Annotated in this window: 24 protein-coding genes; 17 read left to right on the forward strand and 7 right to left on the reverse strand. The window is 62.2% G+C overall.

The genetic code is table 11. The features are described 5' to 3' along the window. Positions 1-274: 274 nt before the first annotated feature. Positions 275-1489 (reverse strand): IS256-like element ISSpma2 family transposase, encoded by a 1215-nt coding sequence (locus AN936_RS04980; RefSeq protein WP_006954973.1) that lies wholly within the window; start codon positions 1487-1489, stop codon positions 275-277. A gap of 524 nt (positions 1490-2013) precedes the next feature. Here AN936_RS04980 and AN936_RS25405 point away from each other — a divergent pair. The 8 genes from AN936_RS25405 to AN936_RS05020 all read left to right on the forward strand — a co-directional run bounded on the left by AN936_RS25405 (position 2014) and on the right by AN936_RS05020 (position 10524). Continuing rightward, a complete protein-coding gene (locus tag AN936_RS25405) occupies positions 2014-3534 on the forward strand; it encodes a gamma-glutamylcyclotransferase family protein (protein WP_054587167.1) in 1521 nt (506 codons plus the stop codon). A 491-nt stretch (positions 3535-4025) separates the two neighbouring features. Further along, positions 4026-6014: a ParB/RepB/Spo0J family partition protein gene (locus AN936_RS04990; protein WP_054587168.1), complete on the forward strand. Its 1989-nt coding sequence runs from the start codon at positions 4026-4028 to the stop codon at positions 6012-6014. 169 nt (positions 6015-6183) lie between these two features. After that, entirely contained in the window at positions 6184-7125 is a 942-nt protein-coding gene (locus tag AN936_RS04995) for an ArdC family protein (protein ID WP_054587169.1), read from the forward strand. Positions 7126-7136: 11 nt separating this feature from the next. Next, on the forward strand, positions 7137-7559 hold the full coding sequence (locus tag AN936_RS05000; protein ID WP_054587170.1) for a hypothetical protein: 423 nt from the start codon (positions 7137-7139) through the stop codon (positions 7557-7559). Between the two features lie 301 nt (positions 7560-7860). Continuing rightward, positions 7861-8814: a DUF2493 domain-containing protein gene (locus tag AN936_RS05005; protein ID WP_054587171.1), complete on the forward strand. Its 954-nt coding sequence runs from the start codon at positions 7861-7863 to the stop codon at positions 8812-8814. A 121-nt stretch (positions 8815-8935) separates the two neighbouring features. Continuing rightward, complete coding sequence (locus AN936_RS05010; RefSeq protein ID WP_054587172.1) at positions 8936-9397, forward strand: DUF6878 family protein; 462 nt, start codon at positions 8936-8938, stop codon at positions 9395-9397. A 10-nt stretch (positions 9398-9407) separates the two neighbouring features. After that, on the forward strand, positions 9408-9833 hold the full coding sequence (locus tag AN936_RS05015) for a DUF6915 family protein (protein WP_054587173.1): 426 nt from the start codon (positions 9408-9410) through the stop codon (positions 9831-9833). Between the two features lie 301 nt (positions 9834-10134). Continuing rightward, positions 10135-10524 (forward strand): single-stranded DNA-binding protein, encoded by a 390-nt coding sequence (locus AN936_RS05020; protein ID WP_054587174.1) that lies wholly within the window; start codon positions 10135-10137, stop codon positions 10522-10524. A gap of 115 nt (positions 10525-10639) precedes the next feature. On the opposite strand, the gene AN936_RS25410 is transcribed toward AN936_RS05020, so the two are convergent. Then, on the reverse strand, positions 10640-10870 hold the full coding sequence (locus AN936_RS25410; RefSeq protein ID WP_007688360.1) for a DUF6437 family protein: 231 nt from the start codon (positions 10868-10870) through the stop codon (positions 10640-10642). Positions 10871-11193: 323 nt separating this feature from the next. Here AN936_RS25410 and AN936_RS05030 point away from each other — a divergent pair, with 323 nt between their 5' ends. After that, the gene (locus AN936_RS05030) at positions 11194-11430 is read left to right on the forward strand and encodes a hypothetical protein (protein WP_054587176.1); all 237 of its coding nucleotides are present in this window, start codon (positions 11194-11196) and stop codon (positions 11428-11430) included. Positions 11431-11532: 102 nt separating this feature from the next. On the opposite strand, the gene AN936_RS05035 is transcribed toward AN936_RS05030, so the two are convergent. Continuing rightward, positions 11533-11727 (reverse strand): hypothetical protein, encoded by a 195-nt coding sequence (locus tag AN936_RS05035; protein ID WP_039338501.1) that lies wholly within the window; start codon positions 11725-11727, stop codon positions 11533-11535. On the opposite strand from AN936_RS05035, the gene AN936_RS25010 reads away from it, so the two are divergent. The 5 genes from AN936_RS25010 (at position 11726) to AN936_RS25415 (ending at position 18159) form a co-directional block, all read left to right on the forward strand. Next, complete coding sequence (locus tag AN936_RS25010) at positions 11726-11935, forward strand: hypothetical protein (protein WP_158500046.1); 210 nt, start codon at positions 11726-11728, stop codon at positions 11933-11935. The two genes, AN936_RS05035 and AN936_RS25010, sit on opposite strands and share 2 nt — an antisense overlap. A gap of 230 nt (positions 11936-12165) precedes the next feature. Then, positions 12166-12498, forward strand: a complete 333-nt coding sequence (locus AN936_RS05040; RefSeq protein WP_054587177.1) for a hypothetical protein — start codon at positions 12166-12168, stop codon at positions 12496-12498. Further along, positions 12488-14884, forward strand: a complete 2397-nt coding sequence (locus tag AN936_RS05045) for a type IV secretion system DNA-binding domain-containing protein (RefSeq protein ID WP_054587178.1) — start codon at positions 12488-12490, stop codon at positions 14882-14884. Before AN936_RS05040 ends, AN936_RS05045 begins: the two co-directional genes overlap by 11 nt. A 37-nt stretch (positions 14885-14921) precedes the next feature. After that, the gene (mobF, locus tag AN936_RS05050; protein WP_054587179.1) at positions 14922-17849 is read left to right on the forward strand and encodes a MobF family relaxase; all 2928 of its coding nucleotides are present in this window, start codon (positions 14922-14924) and stop codon (positions 17847-17849) included. A 70-nt stretch (positions 17850-17919) separates the two neighbouring features. Beyond that, a complete protein-coding gene (locus tag AN936_RS25415; RefSeq protein WP_084758183.1) occupies positions 17920-18159 on the forward strand; it encodes a hypothetical protein in 240 nt (79 codons plus the stop codon). Between the two features lie 23 nt (positions 18160-18182). On the opposite strand, the gene AN936_RS25420 is transcribed toward AN936_RS25415, so the two are convergent. The 4 genes from AN936_RS25420 to AN936_RS05070 are packed head-to-tail and all read right to left on the reverse strand — an operon-like array spanning position 18183 to position 19761. Continuing rightward, positions 18183-18380 (reverse strand): DUF6961 family protein, encoded by a 198-nt coding sequence (locus AN936_RS25420; RefSeq protein WP_054587181.1) that lies wholly within the window; start codon positions 18378-18380, stop codon positions 18183-18185. Further along, a complete protein-coding gene (locus AN936_RS05065) occupies positions 18380-18685 on the reverse strand; it encodes a DUF5818 domain-containing protein (protein WP_054590113.1) in 306 nt (101 codons plus the stop codon). The genes AN936_RS25420 and AN936_RS05065 overlap by 1 nt, the downstream gene beginning before the upstream one ends. Beyond that, on the reverse strand, positions 18682-19107 hold the full coding sequence (locus AN936_RS24005) for a thermonuclease family protein (RefSeq protein WP_084758184.1): 426 nt from the start codon (positions 19105-19107) through the stop codon (positions 18682-18684). Before AN936_RS24005 ends, AN936_RS05065 begins: the two co-directional genes overlap by 4 nt. Positions 19108-19119: 12 nt before the next feature. After that, the gene (locus AN936_RS05070; protein ID WP_007688341.1) at positions 19120-19761 is read right to left on the reverse strand and encodes a S24 family peptidase; all 642 of its coding nucleotides are present in this window, start codon (positions 19759-19761) and stop codon (positions 19120-19122) included. Between the two features lie 446 nt (positions 19762-20207). Between AN936_RS05070 and dcm the strand changes: the two genes are divergently transcribed. The 3 genes from dcm to AN936_RS05085 are packed head-to-tail and all read left to right on the forward strand — an operon-like array spanning position 20208 to position 23127. After that, entirely contained in the window at positions 20208-21464 is a 1257-nt protein-coding gene (dcm, locus tag AN936_RS05075) for a DNA (cytosine-5-)-methyltransferase (protein WP_054587182.1), read from the forward strand. Then, on the forward strand, positions 21457-21909 hold the full coding sequence (locus AN936_RS05080) for a very short patch repair endonuclease (protein ID WP_054587183.1): 453 nt from the start codon (positions 21457-21459) through the stop codon (positions 21907-21909). Before dcm ends, AN936_RS05080 begins: the two co-directional genes overlap by 8 nt. Positions 21910-21921: 12 nt before the next feature. Next, positions 21922-23127 (forward strand): type II restriction endonuclease, encoded by a 1206-nt coding sequence (locus AN936_RS05085; protein ID WP_201782966.1) that lies wholly within the window; start codon positions 21922-21924, stop codon positions 23125-23127. The last annotated feature ends 9 nt before the right edge of the window (positions 23128-23136 follow it).

Raw genomic sequence — 23136 nt, forward strand, 5'->3', positions numbered from 1 at the left:
GAAAGGGCGGATCGATCATCCTTTCTTCTTGGCGACCATCAGGCGGCAGGCGAGCTCTCGCTCTCCCCACCGCGTCGAGAATGCGTCTGAGACCTCAAACCAACTACCGTCACTGCCAGCACCGTGATGCACACCGATACAAGAACATTGGCACTCATGACCCTTGGCGTTCTGGCAGGACGGCGAGCATATCTCCTGCTCGCGAAAAGGCTGGATGACGTAAAGGTCGCGTCCGTCAAGGTGGTGTAATTTCGGCTGTGGCCGTGGGCCATCGTCAGGCGGCTTTGGCGGTGATGTGTAGGGGCTGATTTTCCTCCTCGATCATGGGTTGGTTGAGTTCGGCCATGCCTTCGATCTGCATGTATCGGTGCTGGAGCTGCCACTCGTCGTTCTGCTCCATCAGCACAGCCCCGACGAGGCGGATGATGCTGTCTTCGTTCGGGAAGATTCCGACGACGTCGGCGCGGCGCTTGACCTCCTTGTTGAGCCGCTCGAGCGGATTGGTTGAGTGTAACTTCGTGCGGTGCTGGGTGGGAAAGCCGGTGTAGGCGAGCACGTCGGTTTCGGCCTCGTCCATGCAGGCGCCGAGCTTGGGCCAACGGGTGCGCAACTGGTCGGCGACCTGTCGCCAGACCTGCGTTGCGCTTTTCTGATCGGGCTGCAGGAAGACCTGGCGGATCGCGGCGGCGACGACAGTGTTCTGGCCCTTGGGCACATAGGACAGGGCATTGCGCATGAAGTGCACCCGGCAGCGCTGCCAGGTGGCGCCCATGACGCGGGTGATCGCGCCCTTGAGGCCCTCGTGAGCATCGGAGATGACCAGCTTCACGCCGGTAAGACCGCGCCGAACAAGGTCCTTCAGGAAGTCGGACCAGAAGACCTCCGCTTCCGAGGGGCCGATATGCAGGCCGACGATCTCGCGCCGGCCCTCGGTGTTGACGGCCATGGCGATTATTGCGGCAACGCTGATGATCCGCCCGCCTTCGCGTACCTTGAGATAGGTGGCATCGAGCCAGAGATACGGCCATTCGCCGGTGAGCGGGCGTTTCAGAAAGGCATGGACGCGCTCGTCAATGTCCTTGCAAAGCTTGGAGACGGTGGACTTGGAGATGCCGGTCATGCCCATGGCCTGGACGAGTTCATCGACCCGCCGGGTGCTGACCCCGCCGATCCACGCTTCCTGGATCACCGCAACCAGCGCTTTCTCGACCATCTTGCGGGGCTCAAGGAAGCCCGGAAAGTAGGACCCAGCACGCAGCTTGGGGATTTTCAGGTTCAGCGTGCCTACCCGGGTATCCAGCGAACGGTCGCGATAGCCGTTGCGCCAGGTCGCGCGCTCGCTGCTGCGTTCGTGGCGACCCGCGCCGATCAGGCCATCAACGTCGGCCTCCATGATCAGCTGCAGCACGTTCTCGGCGATGGTGCGCAAAAAATCCGGTTGGCCGCCCTTCGCAGCAAGCTCTTCGATCAGTAATCTGTCCTCGGTCATCGGGAACTCCTCTTCGTCACGGTTGAAGTGTGCAAACTCCACCATAACGATGAACCCGGTGGCCACCAGCGACGCCGCATTCCGGGGTGGGGCATGCCCCACCCCGGAATACACCATCGCCTACACCGGAAATTACACCACGAGCGCGGACGCTAACTGACGTAAATGCAACCGTATCTTTCTAGTGCGCGGTTTACGAGATCGTCGAACCAAGCTTTCGGAATCTCCCAGAACTTCCTTGATGCTTTCCAGCATGGTGTGTTGCGACGCTCATTCTGCAACCACCGCCGGTTGTCCGGATCGAACGGCAGCCGGACCCGAAGAAGCTCGCCCTTTCCCGATCGTCTCAAGACGACGGGGATTTTCTCTTGATTCCATATGGCTTGGATCGACCGTTCCATTGGCGACTGACATAGCATTTTCGCATTCCTTCGCGAATGCTAGTAACCAAGTAATCCTTGGCAATTTCTGCGCATGCGCAATTTTGTGCGGAGTGGCGCCATAAGTCATCGTAGGGGGCGACCATGCTGAAAGCGACAGAAGCCGAAACCGAGGAAGTACGGGAATATTTCGAGTGGCAGGCACCCGATCTCCAGGTCACTTTCCTGCAGAAGGTCTATTCCGAAGCCGTCCTGAACACCCGCCATGACGTTTGGGACGTTCACACCAACAAAGATCGCTGGTGGATCATTACGGGCGGCACGAACCTTTACTCGCAGGCGCAGTTTCCGAACATGGATCTAGCGCTCACATTCCACATCGGCCTGATGCTGCGAATCCCGCGAACGGAAAAGCAGCAGGTGAATGATCTCCGCATTCTCCAGTTCGAGCCCGTCCTTGAGAAGATGGAAGACGTCGGCGCCGCGATGACACAGGCACACAATCTCGCGGATTACCAGACCGTCGGAGTACGGTGCCGCGAGACCCTGCTTGCACTAATTGGCGCGGCGCAAGATGCAGCGGTCTGGACCGAGGCACCGCCGCAACGCGCAAATTTTCGCGCTTGGGTCGACATCATCATTAACGACCTCCTTCCGAGCGAGACGAACAAGGAGCGTCGGGGCGCGATCAAGCAGACGCTTGAATCCGCCTGGACCTTCACAAACTGGCTGACACACGCCAAATCGGCGACATGGCTCGACGCGGATATGGCGCATGCGTTGACGCAGCAGGCCGTGACCATGGCGATGACGCAGATTCTGCGAGCGCTGCGAGGAGTGCCCGAGGAATGTCCGAAATGTGGATCGCCTCATCTCGAGCCCGAGCAAGGCGAGAATAGTGCCGCGCCCGGCACCCTCTGGGAGCGGCCGACCTGTACTGGGTGCGACTGGACCGGCAGGCCTGTCCCGATCCTCGACTCAGAAGCTGCGCGTCCGATCATCATGCGAGAGGGCAGATACACGCACGAGCACAGCATTATGACGGTGCCGCTGCGAACGATCATGAAGGCGGGTGATCCACCGATCAAGCCGCTGCCGGAAGCGGAGTCTGGGCCGCCGGAACCCGTCGTCTATTTCGCATACGGGTCCAACATGTTGACCGCCCGACTGCGCGAGCGGATGCCGAGTTGCAAGCCGCTTGGCATAGCGAAGCTGCCGGGCCACGCGCTACGCTTCCATAAGCGGAGCAAGGACCAGTCGGGGAAGTGCAACGCTTTTGCCACCGACGATGACCAGGGCGTGATGGGGGTCCTTTTTGCCTTTGACCCCGCCGAACGCCCGACACTCGACAAGGCCGAGGGTGTCGGCAACGGCTATGAGCATGCGACGGTCACGGTCATCAATGACCAAGGCCGGCGGCAGAAGGTTCTGACGTACCTCGCCAGCCCGAACGCGATCGACGACAGCCTCGCGCCCTATACTTGGTATAAGGACTTCGTTCTGGCTGGTTGCGCCGAGCATGGGCTGCCGGCCGACTATGTCGCGGTCTATGTTCAATCTGTCGAGGCGACGGAAGATCTCAATAGGGCGCGGGACGCCAAGGAGCGGGCGAAGCTCGTTGCCGCCGTCCCGTCAAAGCCCGAACCGCAAGACCTTCCTACCTAATCACGCTGACGGCTTCTGGGATCGGTTGCCCGTGCGGTATCAAGTGCGTTTGCGCGTGATCGCTAGATCGTCGCGGCGTCCCGGACAGCGCAGATATAGACCTCACCACGCGTCTGTAAGATGGCAAGTCGCGCGATCAAAGTCAGCTTCGCTGGCGTTGCGCCCTGAAAACTGTCGGTCAATTAGTGGACATTCGGGGGCCTGCCGCTCGATAGCCGACGGTCTGCGCTTGGGGCTGCAATATCGGCGACTTAATGCCTAGGAAGGGTCGCCCCCGAAAGCCAGCGACGACGCGTCCCAACGTCAGTTGTTCCATTTCTGCAGCTAGAAGCTGCCTGTCCGGACAGTCCGCAAGCATAGTCGTCCGTCATTGGCCAGCGCATATAAGCAGATCTGCTACGAACGCATCAGAGGGGAGGGGGCTTTGCCCTGATTGAGCCAAATGGGCGTCGATGGTCGATGCACCTGGCTCACAGTCAGGAGTGTGTCCCATGATCAAGTCGATCCCGCTGAACAAGCTCGTCCAGTCTCCCCGCAATGTCCGCCGTCACAGTGACCCCGCTGCCGATGCCGAGCTCAAGGCCAGCATCGCAGCCCATGGGCTGCTGCAGAACCTGATCGTCTGGCCGGCCGCGAAGGGTAAGTTCGAGGTCGAAGCCGGCGAACGCCGCCGCCGCGCGATGCTGGCGCTCGCTTACGACAAGATCCTCGCCCGCGATCACGAAGTCACGTGCCTCGTGCTCGAGGACAGCGCCGAAGTCGCGGTCGAGACCAGCCTCGCAGAAAACTTTCATCGCCTCGCCATGAACCCAGCCGATGAGGCCCAGGCCTTTGCCGCGCTCGTGGCAGGCGGTGCGACTGTTGAGGATGTTGCGCACCGCTTCGGCCTGACCGTCCGCTTCGTCGAGGGCCGGCTGCGTCTCGCGACGCTTGCGCCGGTCGTGTTCGAGGCTCTTGCCTCAGGCCAGATCACTCTCGACATCGCCAAAGCCTTTGGCGCGACCTCGGACCAGGAGATCCAGACCCGCGTATTTGAGCAGGTTTCATCGGCCTACTATGCGCCCAATCCCGACAGCATTCGGCGAATGGTCCTATCCGGGACCGTCCGGGGCAGCGATCCCCGTGCCCGCCTTGTCGGCCGCGACTCCTACATTGCCGCCGGCGGCCGAATCGAGCGCGAACTGTTCGACGACGATAACAGCGAATCCTGGGTCGATGTCGCCTTGCTCGAGAGCCTCGCGGCGGCGAAGATGGAAGAACAGGCGAAGGTGCTCGCAGCCGAACAGGGTCTCGCCTGGGTCAAGCCCACGCTCGATCCCTATGCCAGCCATGATCTGGTCGAAGGGCTGGTCCGGCTTCCTGCCGAACCGGCGCCGCTGACCGAAGCGGAATTGGCGAGGCTCGACGAACTCGATGCTTCCTATGACGAGCATGCGGCGATCCTCGAAGACGAGGACAGCGCCGCGGAGGCTGTGGCTGCGGCCGAAGCGGCCATCGAAGCGATCGAACACGAATGCCAGGAAATCCGCGCCCGCCCGCCAGTCATAGCGGCTGACCTCAAGGCCGAGGCGGGGATGATCCTGGTCCTCTCGCGCGATGGCACGCCGGTTCTCCAACCCGTGTTCTACGGCGAGCGAAAGACTGAACCTGCCGAAGCCGATAGCGGGATCGAAGTCGTTCCGACGGAAGATGGGTCGGACAAGCGCCGGACCACCTTGTCCAAGCGCCTGGTGGACGAGCTGGCCATGCAGCGCCGTGATGTCCTGGCACTGCATGTTGCCTCTGACCCCGGGCTTGCGCTCGACATTATGGTCTTCAGTCTGGCGGATGCCGACACGCACGACTGGCGGACGCGGGCTGCCACCACGCTGCGCGCGCCTGTTCCGGCAGGGCCGATCATCGGCTTCGAAGCCAAGGATGCTCCGGCGAGCAGCGCGCTTGCCGAGCTCAGGTCCAGTCTCGACGAAAGCTGGCGTGCGGGCACCGATGCGACTGCCCGCTTCGACCTGTTTCGCGCGCTGTCCGATGACAGCCGCGCCGCATGGCTTGGCTATGTCGTCGCCCGGTCGCTCGAGGCGAGCCTCAACATGACGGGCGAGCGTCAGTTGCCGTTCCAGGATTACCTTGGCAGCCTGATCGGCATCGACATGGCGCAATGGTGGAGACCGACTGCGGCCAACTACTTTGACCGGGTGCCGAAGCAGGTGATCCTCGACGCGCTGACCGATGTTGGCGGTCTCGAGCTTTCCTCGCGCTTTGCCTCGGTCAAGAAGGGTGATCTCGCGATGAGCGCCGAGCGTGTCTTCGCCGGCACCTACATCACCGAAGTCGAAGTACGCGAGAAGGCTCTGGCCTGGGTGCCTGAGGTCATGCGCTTCACTTCCGCTGCGCCAGAGGCTGGCGAGCCGGAGATTGACGCCACTGACGCCGAGCCAGGTTTCGACAACGAACATCAGCCCCCCCGCGAGCTGGCCGCCTGACCTCCTCCTGACAGGCAAGGCTACTCGTGACCCAAGAGAAGCGGTCCTTCGGCTCACGCCGGAGGGCCGCTTCCTTTTTGGAAGAAGAGCAGAGGGGGCTCGGGACCCTGTGGCACTGACCGGCGAACCCGTCGCCGATTGTCCAGATGCCGCAATCAGGAGAACCATCATGGCCTATCGCAAGGAGCAGGGCGGCGGCCTGTCGCCCGCCACCCGTATCACCCAGGAAATCATCGCCCGTCTGGAAGCGGGCACGAAGCCGTGGATCAAGCCGTGGCGCGGTGTCCCGGTCTCCCGGCCCTTGCGGGCCTGCGGGATCCCGTACCGCGGCATGAATGTCTTCTGGCTCTGGATGGTCGCCGACATCTGCGGCTACGCCTCGCCATTCTGGATGACCTACAACCAGGCAAAATCGCTCGGAGCCCAGGTCCGCAAGGGCGAGAAGTCGACCATCGCGATCTTCTACAAGAGCTACACCAAGGAGGTTGAAACGCCTGATACCGGCGAAAAAGCCGATGAAGCCCGCAGGGTGCTGAAGGCCTATCCAGTCTTCAACGCCGATCAGGTCGACGGTCTGCCCGAGCGCTTCCATCCGGCTGCAACGCTTGAGCTCGTCGAGCCTGAAGGACGCGAGGCCGAGCTCGACGCCTTCTTCGCCGCCATCCCCGTCAACCTGCGCCACCAGGGCTGCGAGGCTTACTACGAACCGACTGCGGATCGTGTCACGATGCCGCCGACGAGCCTGTTTTCCGGCTTCGACCACTATTATGCCACGCTCGCCCACGAGCTGTCGCACTGGACCGGCCATGCAAGCCGGTTGGGACGTGATCTCAAGAACCGCTTCGGCACGGCGGCCTATGCCGCCGAAGAACTGGTCGCCGAACTATCTAGCGCCATGCTCGGCGCCGAGCTGGGTCTGCCGGTCACGCATCTCGACAATCACGCCAGCTATATCGAGCACTGGCTCAAGCTGCTGAAGGACGATGACCGCGCCATCCTAACCGCTGCAGCCAAGGCCGAAGAAGCCGCGAGCCTGCTGCTCAAGCTCGGCGGGAGGGTCACCCCTGGCCAGTTTGACGACGCGTCAGACGACGCGGCGCTCGCGGCCTGAGGGAGGATGCCATGGGCCGATCGGTCAGCTATCCCAGCGGCGCAATCGTCGCATTCACGGTTCTCGAGGTCGAAGCCGAGGACGACTGGGAATTCGAGTATGAATGGCTGCGTAACGATCTGTGCGAACGGGCCGCCAAAGCCTTCCCGTCGCTGATCCCGCATGATGGCTGGCGCGGACGGGAGGACCGGATCCTCATGCGCAATGCCTATGCGGATTTCGGTGTGTCGGTCTATGGTGGGCTGGTTGCCGTCTGGATCGTCGAACGCGATGACGGGGCCTATTGGGACGCCGATTGGCGCACGGCCCGGTCACCGCGGGCACAGTGCTGGCTGTCACAGATCGCATCCCGCTTCGATGCCATGTTTGGCGACTATGAATGCCTCGGGCATATGTCGAACGGCGAGGGGGTCTACACCAAGCGCGCAGCTTGAGGTCTGCGAGTTGGCCAGAAGCAGCGCTTTGGGTTGCCATCCCTGACTGAGCTTTGCCGGCCGCTCATGGTCTGGCGCCATGCGAGAGAGGCCCTGGGCCAGCCGCCAGCTTTGCGCAACCCGGCTTGGGCGGGCCCGTGTTGGCCTTGGCCCTTCGGGCTCAAGGCCTGCCCGCGCCAGCCCGCCAAGACGGGTTTCCCCTGGCGGGTGCGCAATCCTGCCTGAAGCTGGCCCTGACGGGCTCTCGCTGGCGCAGCCATGAACGGGTGCGTCGGCCTCACGCCAGTCAGGAGGAAATCCCATGCACACGTCATTTGCCGACCAACTCGCCGGGCTCGATCTCGCCGGCTTCTCCATCGGTCCTGCTCCCATATCGACAAGCGATTTCCCGGTCCGGGAGGCGGTTGTCCAAACCCTCGAAGCGGTCTGGTCCGATCTTTTTGCCATGGTGTCCGGGACCGCTCTTGAAGCCGATGCCGAGGATCTTGGCTGGGCCTTCGTCAACATCTTTCATCGCTCGGCGGAACGCAAATCGACGGCCCTTGACCGGGCGACCGACGAGGTCCGCGCGCTGATTGCTACGGCCGATGGATCCGAGGTTCACACCCATGACCTTGAGACCCAGGTCGAGCGGGCGCAGTGCGCCGAAAGTGCGATGCTGGCGCTTGAAGAGATGCGCGAGGTCGCAGCAGCCCTTTACCTCAACGAGTTCGGTTCCTCCTGGAAGCCGGTCTCCAGTTCTCGCTTCAATCACAGCGTCATGCTGACTTCTGCGCTCGTCGAAGGGCGCGACTTCCTGCGCGCCCGTGCCGAGGCCAAGCGCCGTGCGGCGGTGCCCGAAGGAACCCCTGTCGTCTTCGCTGGCGGGCGCACCCGTCATGCGACCCAGGACGATGCACTGACCTTCGGCAACAACGTCTGGGCAACGCTCGACAAGGTCCGCGACCGCGTGCCCGACATGGTGCTCATCCATGGCGGTGACACCAAGGGCGTCGACCGCCTGGCATCGAGCTGGGCCGAACGGCGCGGCATCCCGCAGGTCACGTTCTCGCTCGAAATGCGGCTGGGCGCCCGTGCCGGCTTCAAGCGCAACGAGCGGATGCTCTCCCTCGATCCGCGCTACGTCATCGCCTTTCCGGGCAATGGCGTGCTCGAACGTCTGGTCATCGAAGCCAAGGCCCGGCGGATCACCGTGGTCGATCGGCGCGGGCCCCTCGGTACCAATCCGAAGAACTCTTCGGTCAGGACCGACTAAGGCCCTGTCGGTCTTGGCGCCAGCGCCGGATCGGCGCTGGCGTCGCCCATCAGAGGAAAGGCGCGCGCCTGTCAGTTTGAGCCAGCGGAGGTCGTTGGCTCCTTTCTACAGGAGGCAGTTCATGATCGATATCGAGGCTGTGATGGCCGATTTTGCCGTTCGCCAGGCCGAGCGGCAGACCCAGGTGGTCGAAGAGATTCAGCAGCTCAAGGTCGCCATTCTTCCGCGCTTGCAGGAAGCCGGCATCGCCCGTGTCGAGATCCGCTTTGACGGCTGCGGCGACAGCGGTGCCGTTGAAGAATGTGTATGCCTCGATGCAGCCGGCGCGGGGATCCCGTGCCCGGAAGTCTCCCTCATGGAAGGCGAAGCAGACAGCGTTGATCGTACTGGTTCCGCAGAGCCGCAATCACTCGGGCAGGCACTCGAACAGCTGACCTACCTGGCGCTCGAACGTCACCATCCTGGCTGGGAGATCAACGACGGTGCCTGCGGCGAACTGGTGATTGATGTGACTGAGGCGACTTTCGTGCTCGACTGCAGTCTGCGCTTCATCGCCACCGATGATCATTCGACCGAGCTCTAGGAGACCCGGCATGGCCCACTGCTACTACCACGCTCTCTCGTCGGTCCGGAAATGGGGCGGCACGGTCGATGATTATCTCCCGCTGCACCAGTGGTTCGACCAGTCCAAGGCAATCCTGGCAGACCCACGACACCGCGCGCTGCGGCACCATGCCGAGGGGATATTCATGCTCGAAACCCTGTTCGGCGAGACCCTCGTCAATGCCGATGGCCGGGTCGTTCCGGTGCGTCTGGTCGGCGAACAGCACGTGCGCGAAGACTTGGGCTCGATCCCCTCATTTGCCGATTGGGCGCGCTTGATCACGCCGCAGGCCTGGATGCTTCGCGGCAACCCTTTGGACGGCGCTGAAGGGGTGACGATCGACATGCCTGGCCGCGGTGAAGCAGTTGCGCCCAGGAGCGTACCACCTGCTGAAGCGGTCGGTACCGTGATCTAAGAGGGGGTTCTCCGGTGAAGGGGCGGGGTGGATGATCCTGCCAAGACCGGAGGGAAGCGAGTCAGGGCAAACCTGTTCAAGGCATCCAGCTCCACCCGGCTTCGATGCAAACCTGTCCCTGAATCACCCCCCGTCGAGACGCGCAACCCGGATCAGGTCCGGCCGAGTTGCCGGGCTGTGCCCGGCTGCCCGCTCCACCCGACCCAGTTCCGGGTTCCCCTTCGGTGCGCTTCGCCATGGGGCGCTTCTGCTCGGGTTTGCAGCCGGGATGGACCCGGATTGCTCGATCAGGAGAAAGCCCATGACCAATCTCGTTATCCTCGTTGGCCGCATCGCTCGCGACCCCGAGACCCGCACCACCCAGGGTGGAACCAGCATCACCTCGGTCTCGGTCGTGACCGACCGTCCCGCCCGCAAGGAAGGCAAGACCTACAAGGACGAGAACGGCTACACCGCCAAGGACAGCGAATTCCACCGGATCACCTGCTTCAACGGCCTGGGTCAGAACGTCGCCAAGTATTGCACCAAGGGTCAACTCGTGACGGTCGAAGGGCGCATCCACTACACCCAGTGGGAAGATCAGAGCGGCACCAAGCGCTACGGCTGCGAGATTATCGCCGACAAGGTCGACTTCCTCACCAAGGGCCGGTCCGGCAGCAACGAAGGTGCTCCCGATATCGACGAGGACTGAATGTCCTTGCCTCACGACAAGGCCCCGGTGGCAGACGCCATCGGGGCCTTTTCTTTTGTACGCCGGCGATGCGGCGGCGCGGGGCATCGAACCCCTTGCCGCCGCCGGATGGGCTTTACGCGGGAGCAATCCGCTTCAGCGTTTCCTCGATCCCGAGCGCCATCGATGCGCGAACGATCTGGCGTAACTGTGCCGGTTCGATCGTCTCTGCACCGCACTCGATCAGCAGCTTTCCGAGTTCGGTCGCTGCTTCTTCGCGAAGACGCGCCTCCTCGTTCTCGAGTTGGGCACGCTGTTCACGCAGCTTCTTCAGCGCATCGCGGGCAGTGGGTTTGGACCTGGCCATAGTGCTTCCTTCTTGCTGGCCGTTGGTCCCCTCCGCTGCCGATCTTGGCACTGCGGGCGCATGTAGGAAAATGGTTTGTGGGGCAGGCGTTGCGCTTCTGCGCAGGCGTTGGAGAGGTCTCTCTCGCAGAAAGACCAAGTGTGATGCGGGCTTTGGGGCTGCGTCAAGGACGACGGGGCCCCACCATTTTTACCGGGCAAGCCCGGCAAAAATCGTTGCCCCCATCGCCGCTTCGCGGCCGCTATCGCGGTCCCTGACCCAGCCCGTCACCCACATCCTTCGCAGCTCCTGATGCGACGCATCGAACATCAGGAGGAAAGATCATGTACGCTTCACTGAACATTGCCGCTGCTAGTCCCGCCGCCGATCAGGCAGCCTTCGTTGCTGCCCTGGATCAGGCTCATGCCCGGTCCCTTCACAGCTACTTCACGCAGTACGTCCTGACCGATGACGAGGCAGGCTATATCGCGGTCGATGAAGGCGACTACGGCGCCTTGCCCAAGGCCATGCTGGACCGTGTCATCGATACTGTGCCGGGCCGTCTCAGCGATGAATTCTGACTCGCCGGTTTGGGAGGAAGTCCGTCAGGGCTTCCTCCTTTCTTTTTGCTCGCAGACCGTTTCGGCATCCCTAGGCCGGTACGGAGAGGCGGGTTACCAGCGTCAGTCGGGGGTATCGGGACGGTCGAGATCGGCGAGCCGTTCCGGCATACCCAGAACCTTCATCGCTGCGGCCTCAATGGCTTCTGCCTGTGTCGGGAAAGCCTCGGAAGAACTGATCGACACCCCGTTCGGGTAAGTGACTGTCGCCTGGAAACCATTGCCCTTCGGTGTCGCACTCAATGTGACCTGGCCCATGCGGCGCTTCCTTTCTGCCCGGAATACTGGCTGCATCATAGGCGTCGATCCCGTCTGTGCCTATCGCGATCCGCAGATCGGCTACTTGCCGAGGACCCTGGGAATGGGGATCGCAAAACGCATCATCCGTTACAGGATCAATAGCTGGTTCCTCTCCTCGCAGTTGGGGACAGTTGGGCACACCGTACGCGACAAATCGCTGGAATGATTGACGGAAAAGCAAGTAATTACAGTTTCATGGATCGAATTCGGCGAAATGGCAGCTTCTCCGTCAAAAATGACGTGGGCGAGGGGAGTTACGTGGATTTGACCAAAGCGAGGCCGAGAATGGCGGAATTCCGCCGTCCTATATGTTCTTGACATGTTCTTGAATCTGACTTAGCTTCTACTTCGCCTTTCGCAGTGTGAACCGGGCTCCTGACCACAAGGAGTCCGTGCATGACACGGCCAATCTGTCTCCAGGTTTACATCTCCAGCGAGCTCAGTTCGCTGATCCGCAAGGCTGCCAAGGCCAAAGGGATCAGCATGAGCGAGTGGGTTCGCGCCCTGCTCGCCAATGCCTGCACCGAGGACGAGCTTGCCTCGCGGCTCGACGCTTCCATTGAACGTATTTCCCGCCGCTCGGTGTTCCTGATGGTCGGTGTGGATGCGCTGTTGGCAGGGCACCCCGATCACGCTTTGCGCGGTCGGGCGCACCAGGCTTACGCGCGCAAATGCAAGGAGCTGGGTCTCTCCACCGCTAGCGGCGATGGAGGTTCCGATGAAGCGTAACCTCGTCAATTTCACGCGCGGCAGCCAGCTGCTCGGACACTTCAGCTTCATGTTCGCGGCGGGGCTCAAGGGCCCGTTGATCGTTGCCGCGCTTGTGATCTCATGGACATCATGGTGGACCATTTCGGCAGGCCTCACCGATCATGAAGTCTACCTGGTCTGGATGCGGATCTATGCCGCCATCTACGGCTTCATGGAGTTCGATCCCGCCAAGCGTATCACTCTGGAAACCGCCTTTGGCGCGTCCATCCAGTTTCCGATTGCCCAGCTCGACCACTACGCACCGGTGGTCCATGCGTGGGAGAAGCTGACGGATCTGATGACCAGTGCGTTGTGGCGTTCCGGGTTCCTGTTGGTTCCCGCGTTTGCCGTCTTCTACTGGTTCGCCGAGCGGTTCGGCGGCCGCTCCAAGGAGCGCAAACACGAGCGCGGCGCGATGCTTGTTACGCTCCCCGAGCTCGTCGATGAATTGACCACCCACAACCGGCGCGAGCGCACCCGCGAGCTCGATTCCGCGCTGGGCTGGAAATGGCGGCTCAGCATGCCGCGAGAGATCGCCCGGGTCTTTCCCTATCGGCCATCGCAGATCGCCACTGTGACCTATCCCTGGCGGCTCGAACAGAGCCACGCGATGCTCATTGGCACGACCGGTATGGGCAAGACCGTAGCGATCTCCGACATGATCGCGGAAGCCAGAGCCAAGGGGCAGCGCTGCGTGGTCTTCGATCTGACCGGGGCCTTTATCCAGCACTTCCATGCTGCCCATTGCGACATCATTCTGAACCCGCTCGATGCGCGCTGCCCCCAGTGGAGCATCTTCGATGAATGCCGTTCCGAAGGTGAGTTCTGGGCCGCTGCGGACGCGCTCGTCCCCCACGACGGGGGTGGCGAAGCCCAGTTCTGGGTGATCGCTGCCCGCGCCCTGTTCGTCGAATTCTGCCTCAAACTTGTGGCCGAGGGCAGGGCGACCAACGACGCCCTGGCGCGCGAGCTGATGACCGCGGACCTCTCACGCGTGCATGCCATGATGCGCGGAACGATCGCCGATCCGCTGACCGCGCCGGAAGCCGCCCGCATGGCAGAATCGATCCGGGCCGTTTTCAACGTGAACGCCAAGGCGCTCAAGCTGCTGCCGACTGCCGGACCTCGTTTCTCGGTTCGCCAGTGGATCGAGGATGGGGCCGATAGCGCCCGAAGCGAAGGCTCGATCCTGTTCATTTCGGCTCGCTATGTCGACATGAGCGTCTGCGCGCAGCTGCTCACGCTCTGGCTCGACACGGCCATGAACACACTGATGACGATGCCCCGCACCCGCGATCTCAAGTGCTGGTTCTTCGTCGATGAGCTCGGCGCATTGCACCGCCTGCCGGCCCTCGAGAAAGGCTTGCAGACGGCGCGCAATTTCGGCGGCGCCATTGTCCTTGGCCTTCACGCCTATGCCAAGCTCAAGGAGGTCTACGGCGAGAACATGGCGATGACGCTGGCATCGCTCGCCCGAACCAAACTGATCCTTGGAACCGCTGACCGCGAAACGGCCACCTGGTGCTCCGACTTCATCGGCCATCGCCAGGTCAGGGACATGGAGGAGGGCTACACTTACGGTTACAACAATGCCCGTGATGCGGTCAGCCTCACCCCGCGCAAGCACATCGAGCCGCTCCTGTTGCCCGACCAGTTGATGAACCTGCCGCGCCTGTCAGGGTACATCAAGTTCCCCGACGGCTTTCCCGCTGCACCGGTCAAGCTGAAGCCCGTCGACCGACCCAAGCGGGCGGAGACTTTCATTGCCAGGGTCAAGGAAAGCCCGAAGGCAAGGGTCACGGTGCCCCATCCAGCGGCGGAGCAGGCCGAGCAGAAGGCAGCGCCAACAGGCAGCGAGCATCCCTCGTCCAACGATGACGGAGCGGGCAAGCCGGTCGTCCCAAAGCAGGGCGAACTGGCGCTGGATCAGGGACCGAAAGCCGCGCCGAGACAGGAGCCTCACGCGCCAGCCAAGGATATTGGGCGAGCAGTGGAACACCCACCCGGCAAGACGTCGAAGGAGCGAGAACCGGCAACTCGTTCCGGGCAAGATAAGGCGGGCAAGGCCAGGAAGGAGCGGTCGAATACCAGAACCGATGCGCGTGCGCGTAAAGCTGGACCTTCCGCCCGCCCACTTCTCCCGACAGGCGAAGCCGCTGCAGTCCCGGATCAGTCGGCTTCTCCTAAGAGCACGCCCCATGCCAGCACGCCCGGAACCGAGGGGCTGCAACGGGGCAATCCGGATAACCCGAAGAGCCAAAGCTCCAGCGATGCCGCCGCGCGCAAGCTGATGATCGAGGATGGTTTGCGGGAGCACGAGCCTCCGCCGATCACTGGTCCGGATCTTGGCGACATGGAGATGTGACCATGTCGCCAACTGCCTTAGCGTTGGGGACCGATCGATGCTGTCGGTAGCCAATGTCCGCACCGCTGGCGGCGCGGCCAACTACTTCGCTGCCGACAATTACTACACGCGGGCTGATGCCGATCGCTCGGGTGAATGGCTGGGCAAGGGCGCTGCCGCGCTCGGGCTCGAGGGGACAGTCGACGCACGGCAGTTCGAGGCGGTTCTTAAGGGACTGCTGCCCGATGGCAGCCGCGTCGGCAGTGACAACCGGGCGCACCGGGCGGGGACCGATCTCACCTTTTCGATGCCGAAAAGCTGGTCGGTCCTCGCTCTGGTGGGCGGCGACAAACGGATCCTCGATGCCTACGCGTCGGCCGTCCGGGAAACCCTGCGCTGGGCCGAGAAGAACCTTGCCGAGACCCGGATGGAGGTTCGGGGCAGAGAGCGTGCGGTCCAGACCGGCAACCTTGCGATCGCGCTCTTCCAGCACGACACCAACCGCAACCAGGAGCCCAACGCCCACTTCCATGCCGTCATTGCCAATGTGACGCGAGGGGCCGATGGTAAATGGCGGGCGCTGCGCAATGACAAGCTCTGGCAGCACAATACTTTGCTCAATGCCATGACGATGGCGCGGTTTCGGCTGAGCGTCGAGAAGCTCGGCTACGAGGTCGGGGAGTTCGGCAAGCACGGCAATTTCGAGGCCGCAGGTGTGCCCAAGGCGGTCCGCGATGCCTTCAGTTCGCGGCGGGCGGAGATTCTCGACCGCCTGGCAACGATGGAAGGAAGGGGGCTCGCCGCTCGCAACGCAGCAAACCTCATGACCCGGGCCGCCAAGGGGCGGATCGACGATCGCGATGCGCTGCGGCAGCAGTGGCAGGATACGTCCACAAGGCTGGGCTTTGATCCCACCATGGTCATTGCCCGAGCCAATGCGCGCACCGCGCAAGACCTTGGCAATGTGACTGGTGTTGGGTCCACGATGCGCGCGCTCGTCCGCAATGCTCAGGCCCTTGCAACCTCCTTTGCCGAGCGGCTTGGCCTGCGGGAAGGTGATCCGCTAATACCTAGCAGGCTGGCCAATCGCAGTGTCGAGCAGGTCACCGCAATTCATGCAGTCGCCTCGGCTGTGCGGCATCTGGGCGAGCGGGAGGCAGCTTTCACCCGGGCCGACATCTACCGTGCAGCGCTGGGCTTTTCGCTCCCGACCTCGCTCGCTGATATCGAGCAGCGCGTCGACCAGCTAATCCGCCAGGGACATCTGGAGAAGGGCAAGGGCGCCGACCGGGAACTGCTCACGACACGCGATGCTATCAGCCTCGAACAGCGCATCATTGCCGGGGTCGAAGACGGGCGCGGCGCTGCGCCGGCGATTGTTTCTCCCGACCATGCCGGGTCCCGTCTGCAGGCCCTGTCCCAGATCAAATATGGCCTGACCTTGAACGCGGGACAGGAAGGGGCAGGGCGTTTGCTGCTTGGCTCGAAGAACCGCATCGTCGCGATCCAGGGCGTCGCGGGCGCAGGCAAGAGCACGGTCCTCAAACCTGTCGCCGATATCCTGCGCGAGGAGGGCAGGGGCGTGCTCGGGCTCGCGGTGCAGAACACGCTGGTCCAGATGCTCGAGCGCGATACGGGAATTCCATCGATGACGGTGTCGCGGTTCCTCGCCCGGCACCGCGATCTCCTCGAAGGGGCCGATGCGGACCGTCTCGCCGAGGCGCGGGCCGACATGCGCGGCACCGTCGTGCTGCTCGACGAGGCATCGATGGTTGGCAATGCCGACAAGGAAAAGCTGGTTCGGCTGGCAAACCTGCTCGAACTCGGCCGCTTTGCCAGCATTGGCGACCGCAAGCAGTTGGGTGCCGTCGATGCCGGAAAGCCATTCGATGTGATGCAGCAGGCCGGGATCGAGACTGCGGTGATGAGCACCAATCTTCGCGCGCGCAGCGAAGGCCTGCGTGAAGCCCAAGAGGCAGCGCAAGAAGGGCGCATCGAAGACGCCATGCGCCATTTGGCACCCCAGGTGATCGAGGTGGGAAATGATGCTGCTGTCGAAGCTGCAGCAGCCTGGCTGTCGCTCTCGACAGCCGAGCGCGAGGCAACCGCAATCTATGCCTCAGGCCGAAACTTGCGCAGTGCCGTGAACGATGCGGTGCAGACCGGCCTTAAAGCGAGCGGAGAGCTCGGTCCTGAAACCATGCGGCTTGAGACCCTGTCCCGCGTCAATGTGACCCGCGAGGAGCTGCGCTATGCGAGCACCTATGCCACCGGCATGGTGGTCGATGTCGCGCGGCGTCAGCGCAGCCAAGGCCTTGCAGCAGGCGAATACCGGGTGGTCGGAACCGATGTGGCACGCGAGCGGGTCACGCTGGAGAACGAGCGTGGCCGCCAGTTCGAGTTTCGTCCCGGTCAGATCCGGCCGCAAGGTGAGCAGGATCCGCTACGCCTGTTCGAAATTCGTTCCCTCGACATTTATACTGGTGACAAGATTCGGTGGACCGAGACCGATCACCAGCGGGGCCTGCTCAATGCCGACCAGGCCCGGATTGTCGCAGTCGACAAAGAGGCTGTCGTGGTGAAGACATCGTTGGGCGCAGAGCACAGGCTGGAGCAGGGCGACCCGATGCTCCGCCGTCTTGATCTTGCCTATGCGCTCAATGCCCATATGGCGCAGGGGCTGACCTCCGATCGCGGCATTGCTGTCATGGACAGTCGCGAGCGTAATCTAGCCAACCAGCAGACGTTCCTGGTGACAGTTACACGGCTGCGCGATGGTCTCACGCTTTATGTCGATAATGCTGGCAAGCTCGAGGCGGCGGTCGAGCGCAATGCCGGCATGAAGCGCTCGGCGCTTGAAGCGGTCGATCTCCTCCGCGATGCGGCAGCCAAAGGGCAGGCCAAAGATCGTGTGGCTCCTGCGCCGGAACGCAAGCCGCCAGAGCTTGACCGGTTGATCACGAAGCCGTTCGAGATCGGCATCTAGCGTCCTACTGTCCTCATGCGTCCGCACATGGCCGGTTGACTCAAAGTTCTTTATTTGTTCTCATTGGTCCATGCCCCGAATCTCCGACGATATCCTCCTTACCCATCTCGAAGTCGCGCTGGCTGTTGCGCCGGAGCACACGTTCGTCCGTCTCAATGCCGATGATCCACGCGCCCAGCGCAGTGCCAGGGTCGATCTGGCTCGTCATCTTGTCGAGCGCATGCGCGGCTTCACCATCGAAGGCGACAGCCATGGCGGTCGACGCGCGCAGCCGTGCCTGTTTCCGGGCGATCTCTCGCCGATCGGATGAACTGTTAGCCTTGTCGAGCAGGGTTACTGGAGTCGTCGGTCTTGGGCGTTGGAGCTCAGCCGAACAATTCGCTCAGCGATAGCCTGCCATGTCCGAATGCCTGCCTCATCGCCAGGAAGTGCGAGCGCCCCGATCTGTTCGGCGACGTGCATGGGTGCTTTGTCCCCATGGGATTGCAGGACATGGTTGGCGCAGGCCCAGAGCTCCCAGTCGCTGAGCATCAGCCGAGCGCGCTCACCACCCCGCCAACCGTCGCGTAGAGACCGTAGGCGACGAAGGCTGCGGCAAGCAGGAATTCGAGCCGGAGTTTGAATGCAGTCGGTCGAGGCTTTCCGGCAGGCCATATCTGGTCGCAGGCAAATCCGTTGAACCCTGAACGCTCCCCGACCACTTCGACGCGGGCGCCGATGAATTTCCGTACCTGGCGGGTGTTGTCGAGTTCCCAAGTCCCGCCACCGTCAGTTCGCAGCACTGGTCCGTTGGCCGCCCATTCGACGATGCCGGTCAGATGCGTGGTGCTGCTCACCGGCAAGCCGGGCCTTTCCAGTAGCGATCCCAGCGCAGGACCTTGCCGGTCTTGATCATGGCGCATGACAGATCGGCACCTGACGGCAGACGGCACCAGGCAGCGGTCCTGTTTCCGCCTGCGGACCCCTCAGAGCGGCATGTCAGCCGCGGACCTCTGACCACTACATGACCGGTCGAGATTGTTCCCTTGGCACCGCCCATCAGCTGTACGAGCGCATCACGCGCTTCAATCGCCGTGGCATCGGGGCAGGGCTGATTGGTGCGGCAGGTGCCGTCCATCTCGCGGGCCGCGATGCCCGCGATCCGCAGGTGAGGGCCTTCCGCACACCAGACCGGACCGTCACCATCCCAGACATGTGTGGGTGTGCAGGTAAAGGTCTGTCCGGAAGCGACGATCGAAGCGGCAAGGAGGGCAAGCATCAGAAGGCCACCTTAGAGCGCCCGACCAAACCAGAGAACCCGTCCGACGATATTGAGCGTGCGTTTCTCGAGGCCGCGCCAGCTTGGATAGGCCGGGTTGTCGCTCAGAACCGACGCGCGCTTGCCCTGTGGTTCGAGAGCAATGCGCTTTACGCTCAACATGTCGTCCATCCGCAGGACATAGATCCCGTCTCTCAGCCGCGACTGGCCATCCCCGAGATCGACCATAACCTCGTCGCCATCGTGGAGGGTGGGCTCCATGGAGTCCCCATGGACCGCGATAATCGAGAGGCTCGATGCCTTGCTCGCGGTCAGTCGGCGAAGCCACTTCTCGTCGAAGCCGAACTGCGCGGATTTGGCTTCCATTTCGGCCAGAGCGCCATGGCCGGCCGATGCCTCGACATTGAGCAAAGGCACATGGACCAGTTCGACGACCGGGCCTGAGCGGCGGGCAGGGGCTCCAAGAACCTTCTCATCGACCCCGAAAAATCGCGCCAGAACCGAGCGATCCTGCTCGTCCAGCTGTCGCGGGCTACCGCGCCGAATGTACTGCTGGATGTAAGCGGCATTGCGCCCCAGCAGGCGCGAAACCGAGGAATAGTTCACTCCTCGTTGCTGGATCAACTCGTCCAGGGCTCTTCGTGCGTCGTCCATGACTGCCAGTCCTATCGCGGGCACCTAGGAAATTGATCCTAGACTCTAGGAAGCCTTCCTAGTAAGAACAAACAAAGAACACAAGCCGAAAGCGAGTCGAGTGCGATGGAGCTACTGGAGCAGATCGAGGCATACTTGGCGTGTAGTAGTGTCACGCCTAGCACGTTTGGCAGATTGGCCGCCGGCGATCCGAGACTCGTTGGAGACCTTCGGTCGGGTCGCCGCCTGCGGCAGCGGACCGAGGAACGCTTGCGCGACTACCTGAAAGATGTCGCAGCAGGTGGTGAAATCTTCCGAACTGACCAACAAGCTCGCAACCCGACGGCTTGCCGCCGAAGATGAAACTGCTGCCGAGTTACCCACCACTAAGTGAACATTGGAAGAACAAACTTGCCCTCTGGGAATCAATCTGCCACTGTAACGTAAATCTACACAGCGAGGCGGCGATGCGCAGATCAGTGGTACGGCAAAACGACTTCAATCAGCTGTGCGACCGCGCGGGCCTGTCTCATGCCGAAGCTGCTGCCCTGCTTTCGGTGTCCGAGCGGACCATTGCTCGCTATGCAAACGGCACCGGACATCCGTCAGCACTGGGGCGACGCGTTCTTGAAGAGGCGGCCCGGAGGGCGGTGCAGCCACCGCGCCAGGTATCGTTTCGTTTTATTGATCTGTTCGCCGGTATCGGCGGGCTGAGGATCGGTTTTCAGGGCATTGGCGGCCATTGCGTGTTCACGTCCGAGTGGGATGCCAACGCGCAGAAGACCTATGCGCAAAACTTTCGGGACAATCATCCGCTGGCTGGTGACATTCGGGAATATGCCGAGAACCCGGCGAAGATCCCCGAGCATGACGTGCTTCTTGCGGGTTTCCCCTGTCAGCCGTTCTCGATCGCCGGCGTATCGAAGAAGAATGCAATGGGGCGGCCGCATGGCTTCCTTTGCGATACCCAAGGCACGCTATTCTTCGATACGGCCCAGATCATCGCGCACCATCGTCCTGCTGCGTTCGTACTGGAAAACGTCAAGAATCTCGAAAGCCATGACAAAGGCCGCACTTTTGCGACGATCATGAACGTGCTGACGAACGAGCTCGGCTACCATGTACAGACGCGGGTAATCAGTTCCGAACACTGGGTGCCGCAGAAGCGCGAACGCATCTTCATCGTCGGATTTCGTGAGCCAACGAATTTCGATCTCAAGGGGCTAAAGCTGCCGGCAGGTGGTCCAAAACTTGGCAGCATTCTAGAGCGGCATGAAGATGTCGATCCGCGGTACACGCTGACCGAACGGCTGTGGGAATACCTTCAGGCTTATAAGGAGAAGCACAACGCCAAGGGTAATGGCTTCGGCTACAGCCTGTTTGGACCGGACGATGTCACGCGCACTCTGTCGGCCCGCTATTACAAGGATGGCTCGGAAGTACTCGTCGCCCAACCGGGCAAACGTCCGCGGCGCCTGACGCCGCTGGAATGCGCCCGGCTAATGGGCTTCGATCATGGCGACCGGCGATGGAAGATCCCGGTTTCGGATACGCAGGCATACCGCCAGTTCGGCAACGCCGTCGTGGTGCCGGTCGTAGAGTTCATTGCTGAGGCAATGAAGCCCCATATCGAGGCGGCGCTGGCGAACGAAAACGAACGGCCTGCCGATGGACCGGTCACCGTGACCCGTCCCGATCGGGAACCAGCACTCGCACATGGCTGACATTGTACCGGCTGATGTCCGCAGCCGGATGATGGCAGGGATTAGGGCGACGAACACCAAACCCGAATTGCTGCTGCGCAAGGGACTTCATGCGCGCGGTCTGCGTTTTCGGCTCCACGATCCCGCGTTGCCGGGTAAGCCTGACATCGTGTTCCCGCGCCATCGGGCCGTGATCCTCGCCCATGGTTGCTTCTGGCATGGGCACAATTGTCACCTGTTCAAGTGGCCCTCGACGCGCCCTGATTTTTGGCAGGCGAAAATCGCCCGTAATCGGGAGGTTGATGCCCGTACCGACATCGCGCTCGCCACTGCCGGATGGCGGCAGGCGGTCGTCTGGGAATGCGCGCTCAAGGGGCGGACCCGATTGCTATTGGACAACGTAATCGACAGCTGTGAGAACTGGATCAGGTCCGACCTGCAGCGGATGGAAATCAGGGGAGCATAAATGCGTCGGGGGATGTTGTCGGACCTTTTCCTTGGTGTGGTCGCCAAGCAGCTGACGCTTGTCGAGACTATTACGGAGCGGTCGAACCAGCACGAGTTTCAGGGGACGAAGCCGCTGCGGCGCCTACTGGGCGACGAGGACCGGCGCGGCATCCCGACACGCTTCATCTGGATCTCCGGCGAGCAGGAAGCGCTGGCGGAGGACGGCTTCATGAGCTGGTCCAACGTCCGCAAGGGCAAACCTCGCGCGCCGGAATACCACCTCTATTATTCGGGCAACTCGGTCACCGAAATGATGCAGGCGGGCGATATGCTGTTTCTCGCGCTGCAACGGGATGGCTCCGTACTGGTCGTCATCACTCCCGCCGGCACCATCCAGAACCAGCTGATGTGGCTGTTCGGGCTGGAGGAGCAGCGTGAGCTTGGCTTTACCTACCAGGAAATCACGGCTGACCGAGGTGCCGAGCTGGACTTCGCAGCCCGGTACATTCTCGACGAGCTCGGCATTGAGCCCGAGGAGCCCGAGGCTGATCGGCTCGATGGCCTTATAGAGCAATTTGGGCTGCAATTCCCCACCACCCGGGTGTTTTCGGACCTCGCCCGTGCATCGCTGCCTGAGGTTTCAGCGGCAGATGACCCGGATCAGGCGCTGATTGACTGGATGGACCGCGAGGAACAGCTGTTCCGACGCCTCGAGCGCAGGATCGTGGCAGCGCGAATTGGCGACGGGTTCCGGGCAGCCGACGGCGCCGACGTCGACGGATTTCTGTCCTTCTCCCTGAGCGTCCAGAATCGGCGCAAGGCTCGTGCTGGTCAGGCTTTAGAGAACCATCTCGAGGCTGTATTTCAGGCTCAAGGTATCCGCTATCTACGCGGTGCCGAGACCGAGAACCGCAACAAGCCTGACTTCCTCTTCCCGGGACAGGCTGAATATCGGGACCCAGCATTCCCGGCAGAGCGCCTCACGATGCTGGGCGCAAAATCGACTCTCAAGGACCGCTGGCGTCAGGTTCTATCCGAGGCTGTTCGCATTGAGGAAAAGCATCTGCTCACGCTGGAGCCGGGCATTTCAGAGAACCAGACCGACGAAATGCAGGCCAAGAAGCTACAGTTGGTAGTGCCGCAACGGCTTCACGCCACATATCGTCCGGCGCAACGAGCGTGGCTTATGCGGCTCGGTGACTTCGTGCCGCTAGTGAGATCAAGGCAGCAAATCTGACCGCACCGT

It is taken from the genome of Sphingopyxis macrogoltabida, assembly GCF_001307295.1.
Taxonomy (GTDB): domain Bacteria; phylum Pseudomonadota; class Alphaproteobacteria; order Sphingomonadales; family Sphingomonadaceae; genus Sphingopyxis; species Sphingopyxis macrogoltabida_B.

Coding starts and splice junctions, on each gene's coding strand:
- AN936_RS04990 (WP_054587168.1), top strand. CDS start 4,026: ATGATCAAGTCGATCCCGCTGAACAAGCTCGTCCAGTCTCCCCGCAAT.
- AN936_RS04980 (WP_006954973.1), bottom strand. CDS start 1,489: ATGACCGAGGACAGATTACTGATCGAAGAGCTTGCTGCGAAGGGCGGC.
- AN936_RS05080 (WP_054587183.1), top strand. CDS start 21,457: ATGGCTGACATTGTACCGGCTGATGTCCGCAGCCGGATGATGGCAGGG.
- AN936_RS25405 (WP_054587167.1), top strand. CDS start 2,014: ATGCTGAAAGCGACAGAAGCCGAAACCGAGGAAGTACGGGAATATTTC.
- AN936_RS05040 (WP_054587177.1), top strand. CDS start 12,166: ATGACACGGCCAATCTGTCTCCAGGTTTACATCTCCAGCGAGCTCAGT.
- AN936_RS25410 (WP_007688360.1), bottom strand. CDS start 10,870: ATGGCCAGGTCCAAACCCACTGCCCGCGATGCGCTGAAGAAGCTGCGT.
- dcm (WP_054587182.1), top strand. CDS start 20,208: ATGCGCAGATCAGTGGTACGGCAAAACGACTTCAATCAGCTGTGCGAC.
- AN936_RS25010 (WP_158500046.1), top strand. CDS start 11,726: ATGCGGCGCTTCCTTTCTGCCCGGAATACTGGCTGCATCATAGGCGTC.
- AN936_RS25420 (WP_054587181.1), bottom strand. CDS start 18,380: ATGCTCAGCGACTGGGAGCTCTGGGCCTGCGCCAACCATGTCCTGCAA.
- AN936_RS05005 (WP_054587171.1), top strand. CDS start 7,861: ATGCACACGTCATTTGCCGACCAACTCGCCGGGCTCGATCTCGCCGGC.
- AN936_RS05085 (WP_201782966.1), top strand. CDS start 21,922: ATGTTGTCGGACCTTTTCCTTGGTGTGGTCGCCAAGCAGCTGACGCTT.
- AN936_RS05030 (WP_054587176.1), top strand. CDS start 11,194: ATGTACGCTTCACTGAACATTGCCGCTGCTAGTCCCGCCGCCGATCAG.
- AN936_RS25415 (WP_084758183.1), top strand. CDS start 17,920: ATGCCCCGAATCTCCGACGATATCCTCCTTACCCATCTCGAAGTCGCG.
- AN936_RS24005 (WP_084758184.1), bottom strand. CDS start 19,107: ATGCTTGCCCTCCTTGCCGCTTCGATCGTCGCTTCCGGACAGACCTTT.
- AN936_RS05000 (WP_054587170.1), top strand. CDS start 7,137: ATGGGCCGATCGGTCAGCTATCCCAGCGGCGCAATCGTCGCATTCACG.
- AN936_RS05015 (WP_054587173.1), top strand. CDS start 9,408: ATGGCCCACTGCTACTACCACGCTCTCTCGTCGGTCCGGAAATGGGGC.
- mobF (WP_054587179.1), top strand. CDS start 14,922: ATGCTGTCGGTAGCCAATGTCCGCACCGCTGGCGGCGCGGCCAACTAC.
- AN936_RS05020 (WP_054587174.1), top strand. CDS start 10,135: ATGACCAATCTCGTTATCCTCGTTGGCCGCATCGCTCGCGACCCCGAG.
- AN936_RS04995 (WP_054587169.1), top strand. CDS start 6,184: ATGGCCTATCGCAAGGAGCAGGGCGGCGGCCTGTCGCCCGCCACCCGT.
- AN936_RS05045 (WP_054587178.1), top strand. CDS start 12,488: ATGAAGCGTAACCTCGTCAATTTCACGCGCGGCAGCCAGCTGCTCGGA.
- AN936_RS05035 (WP_039338501.1), bottom strand. CDS start 11,727: ATGGGCCAGGTCACATTGAGTGCGACACCGAAGGGCAATGGTTTCCAG.
- AN936_RS05010 (WP_054587172.1), top strand. CDS start 8,936: ATGATCGATATCGAGGCTGTGATGGCCGATTTTGCCGTTCGCCAGGCC.
- AN936_RS05070 (WP_007688341.1), bottom strand. CDS start 19,761: ATGGACGACGCACGAAGAGCCCTGGACGAGTTGATCCAGCAACGAGGA.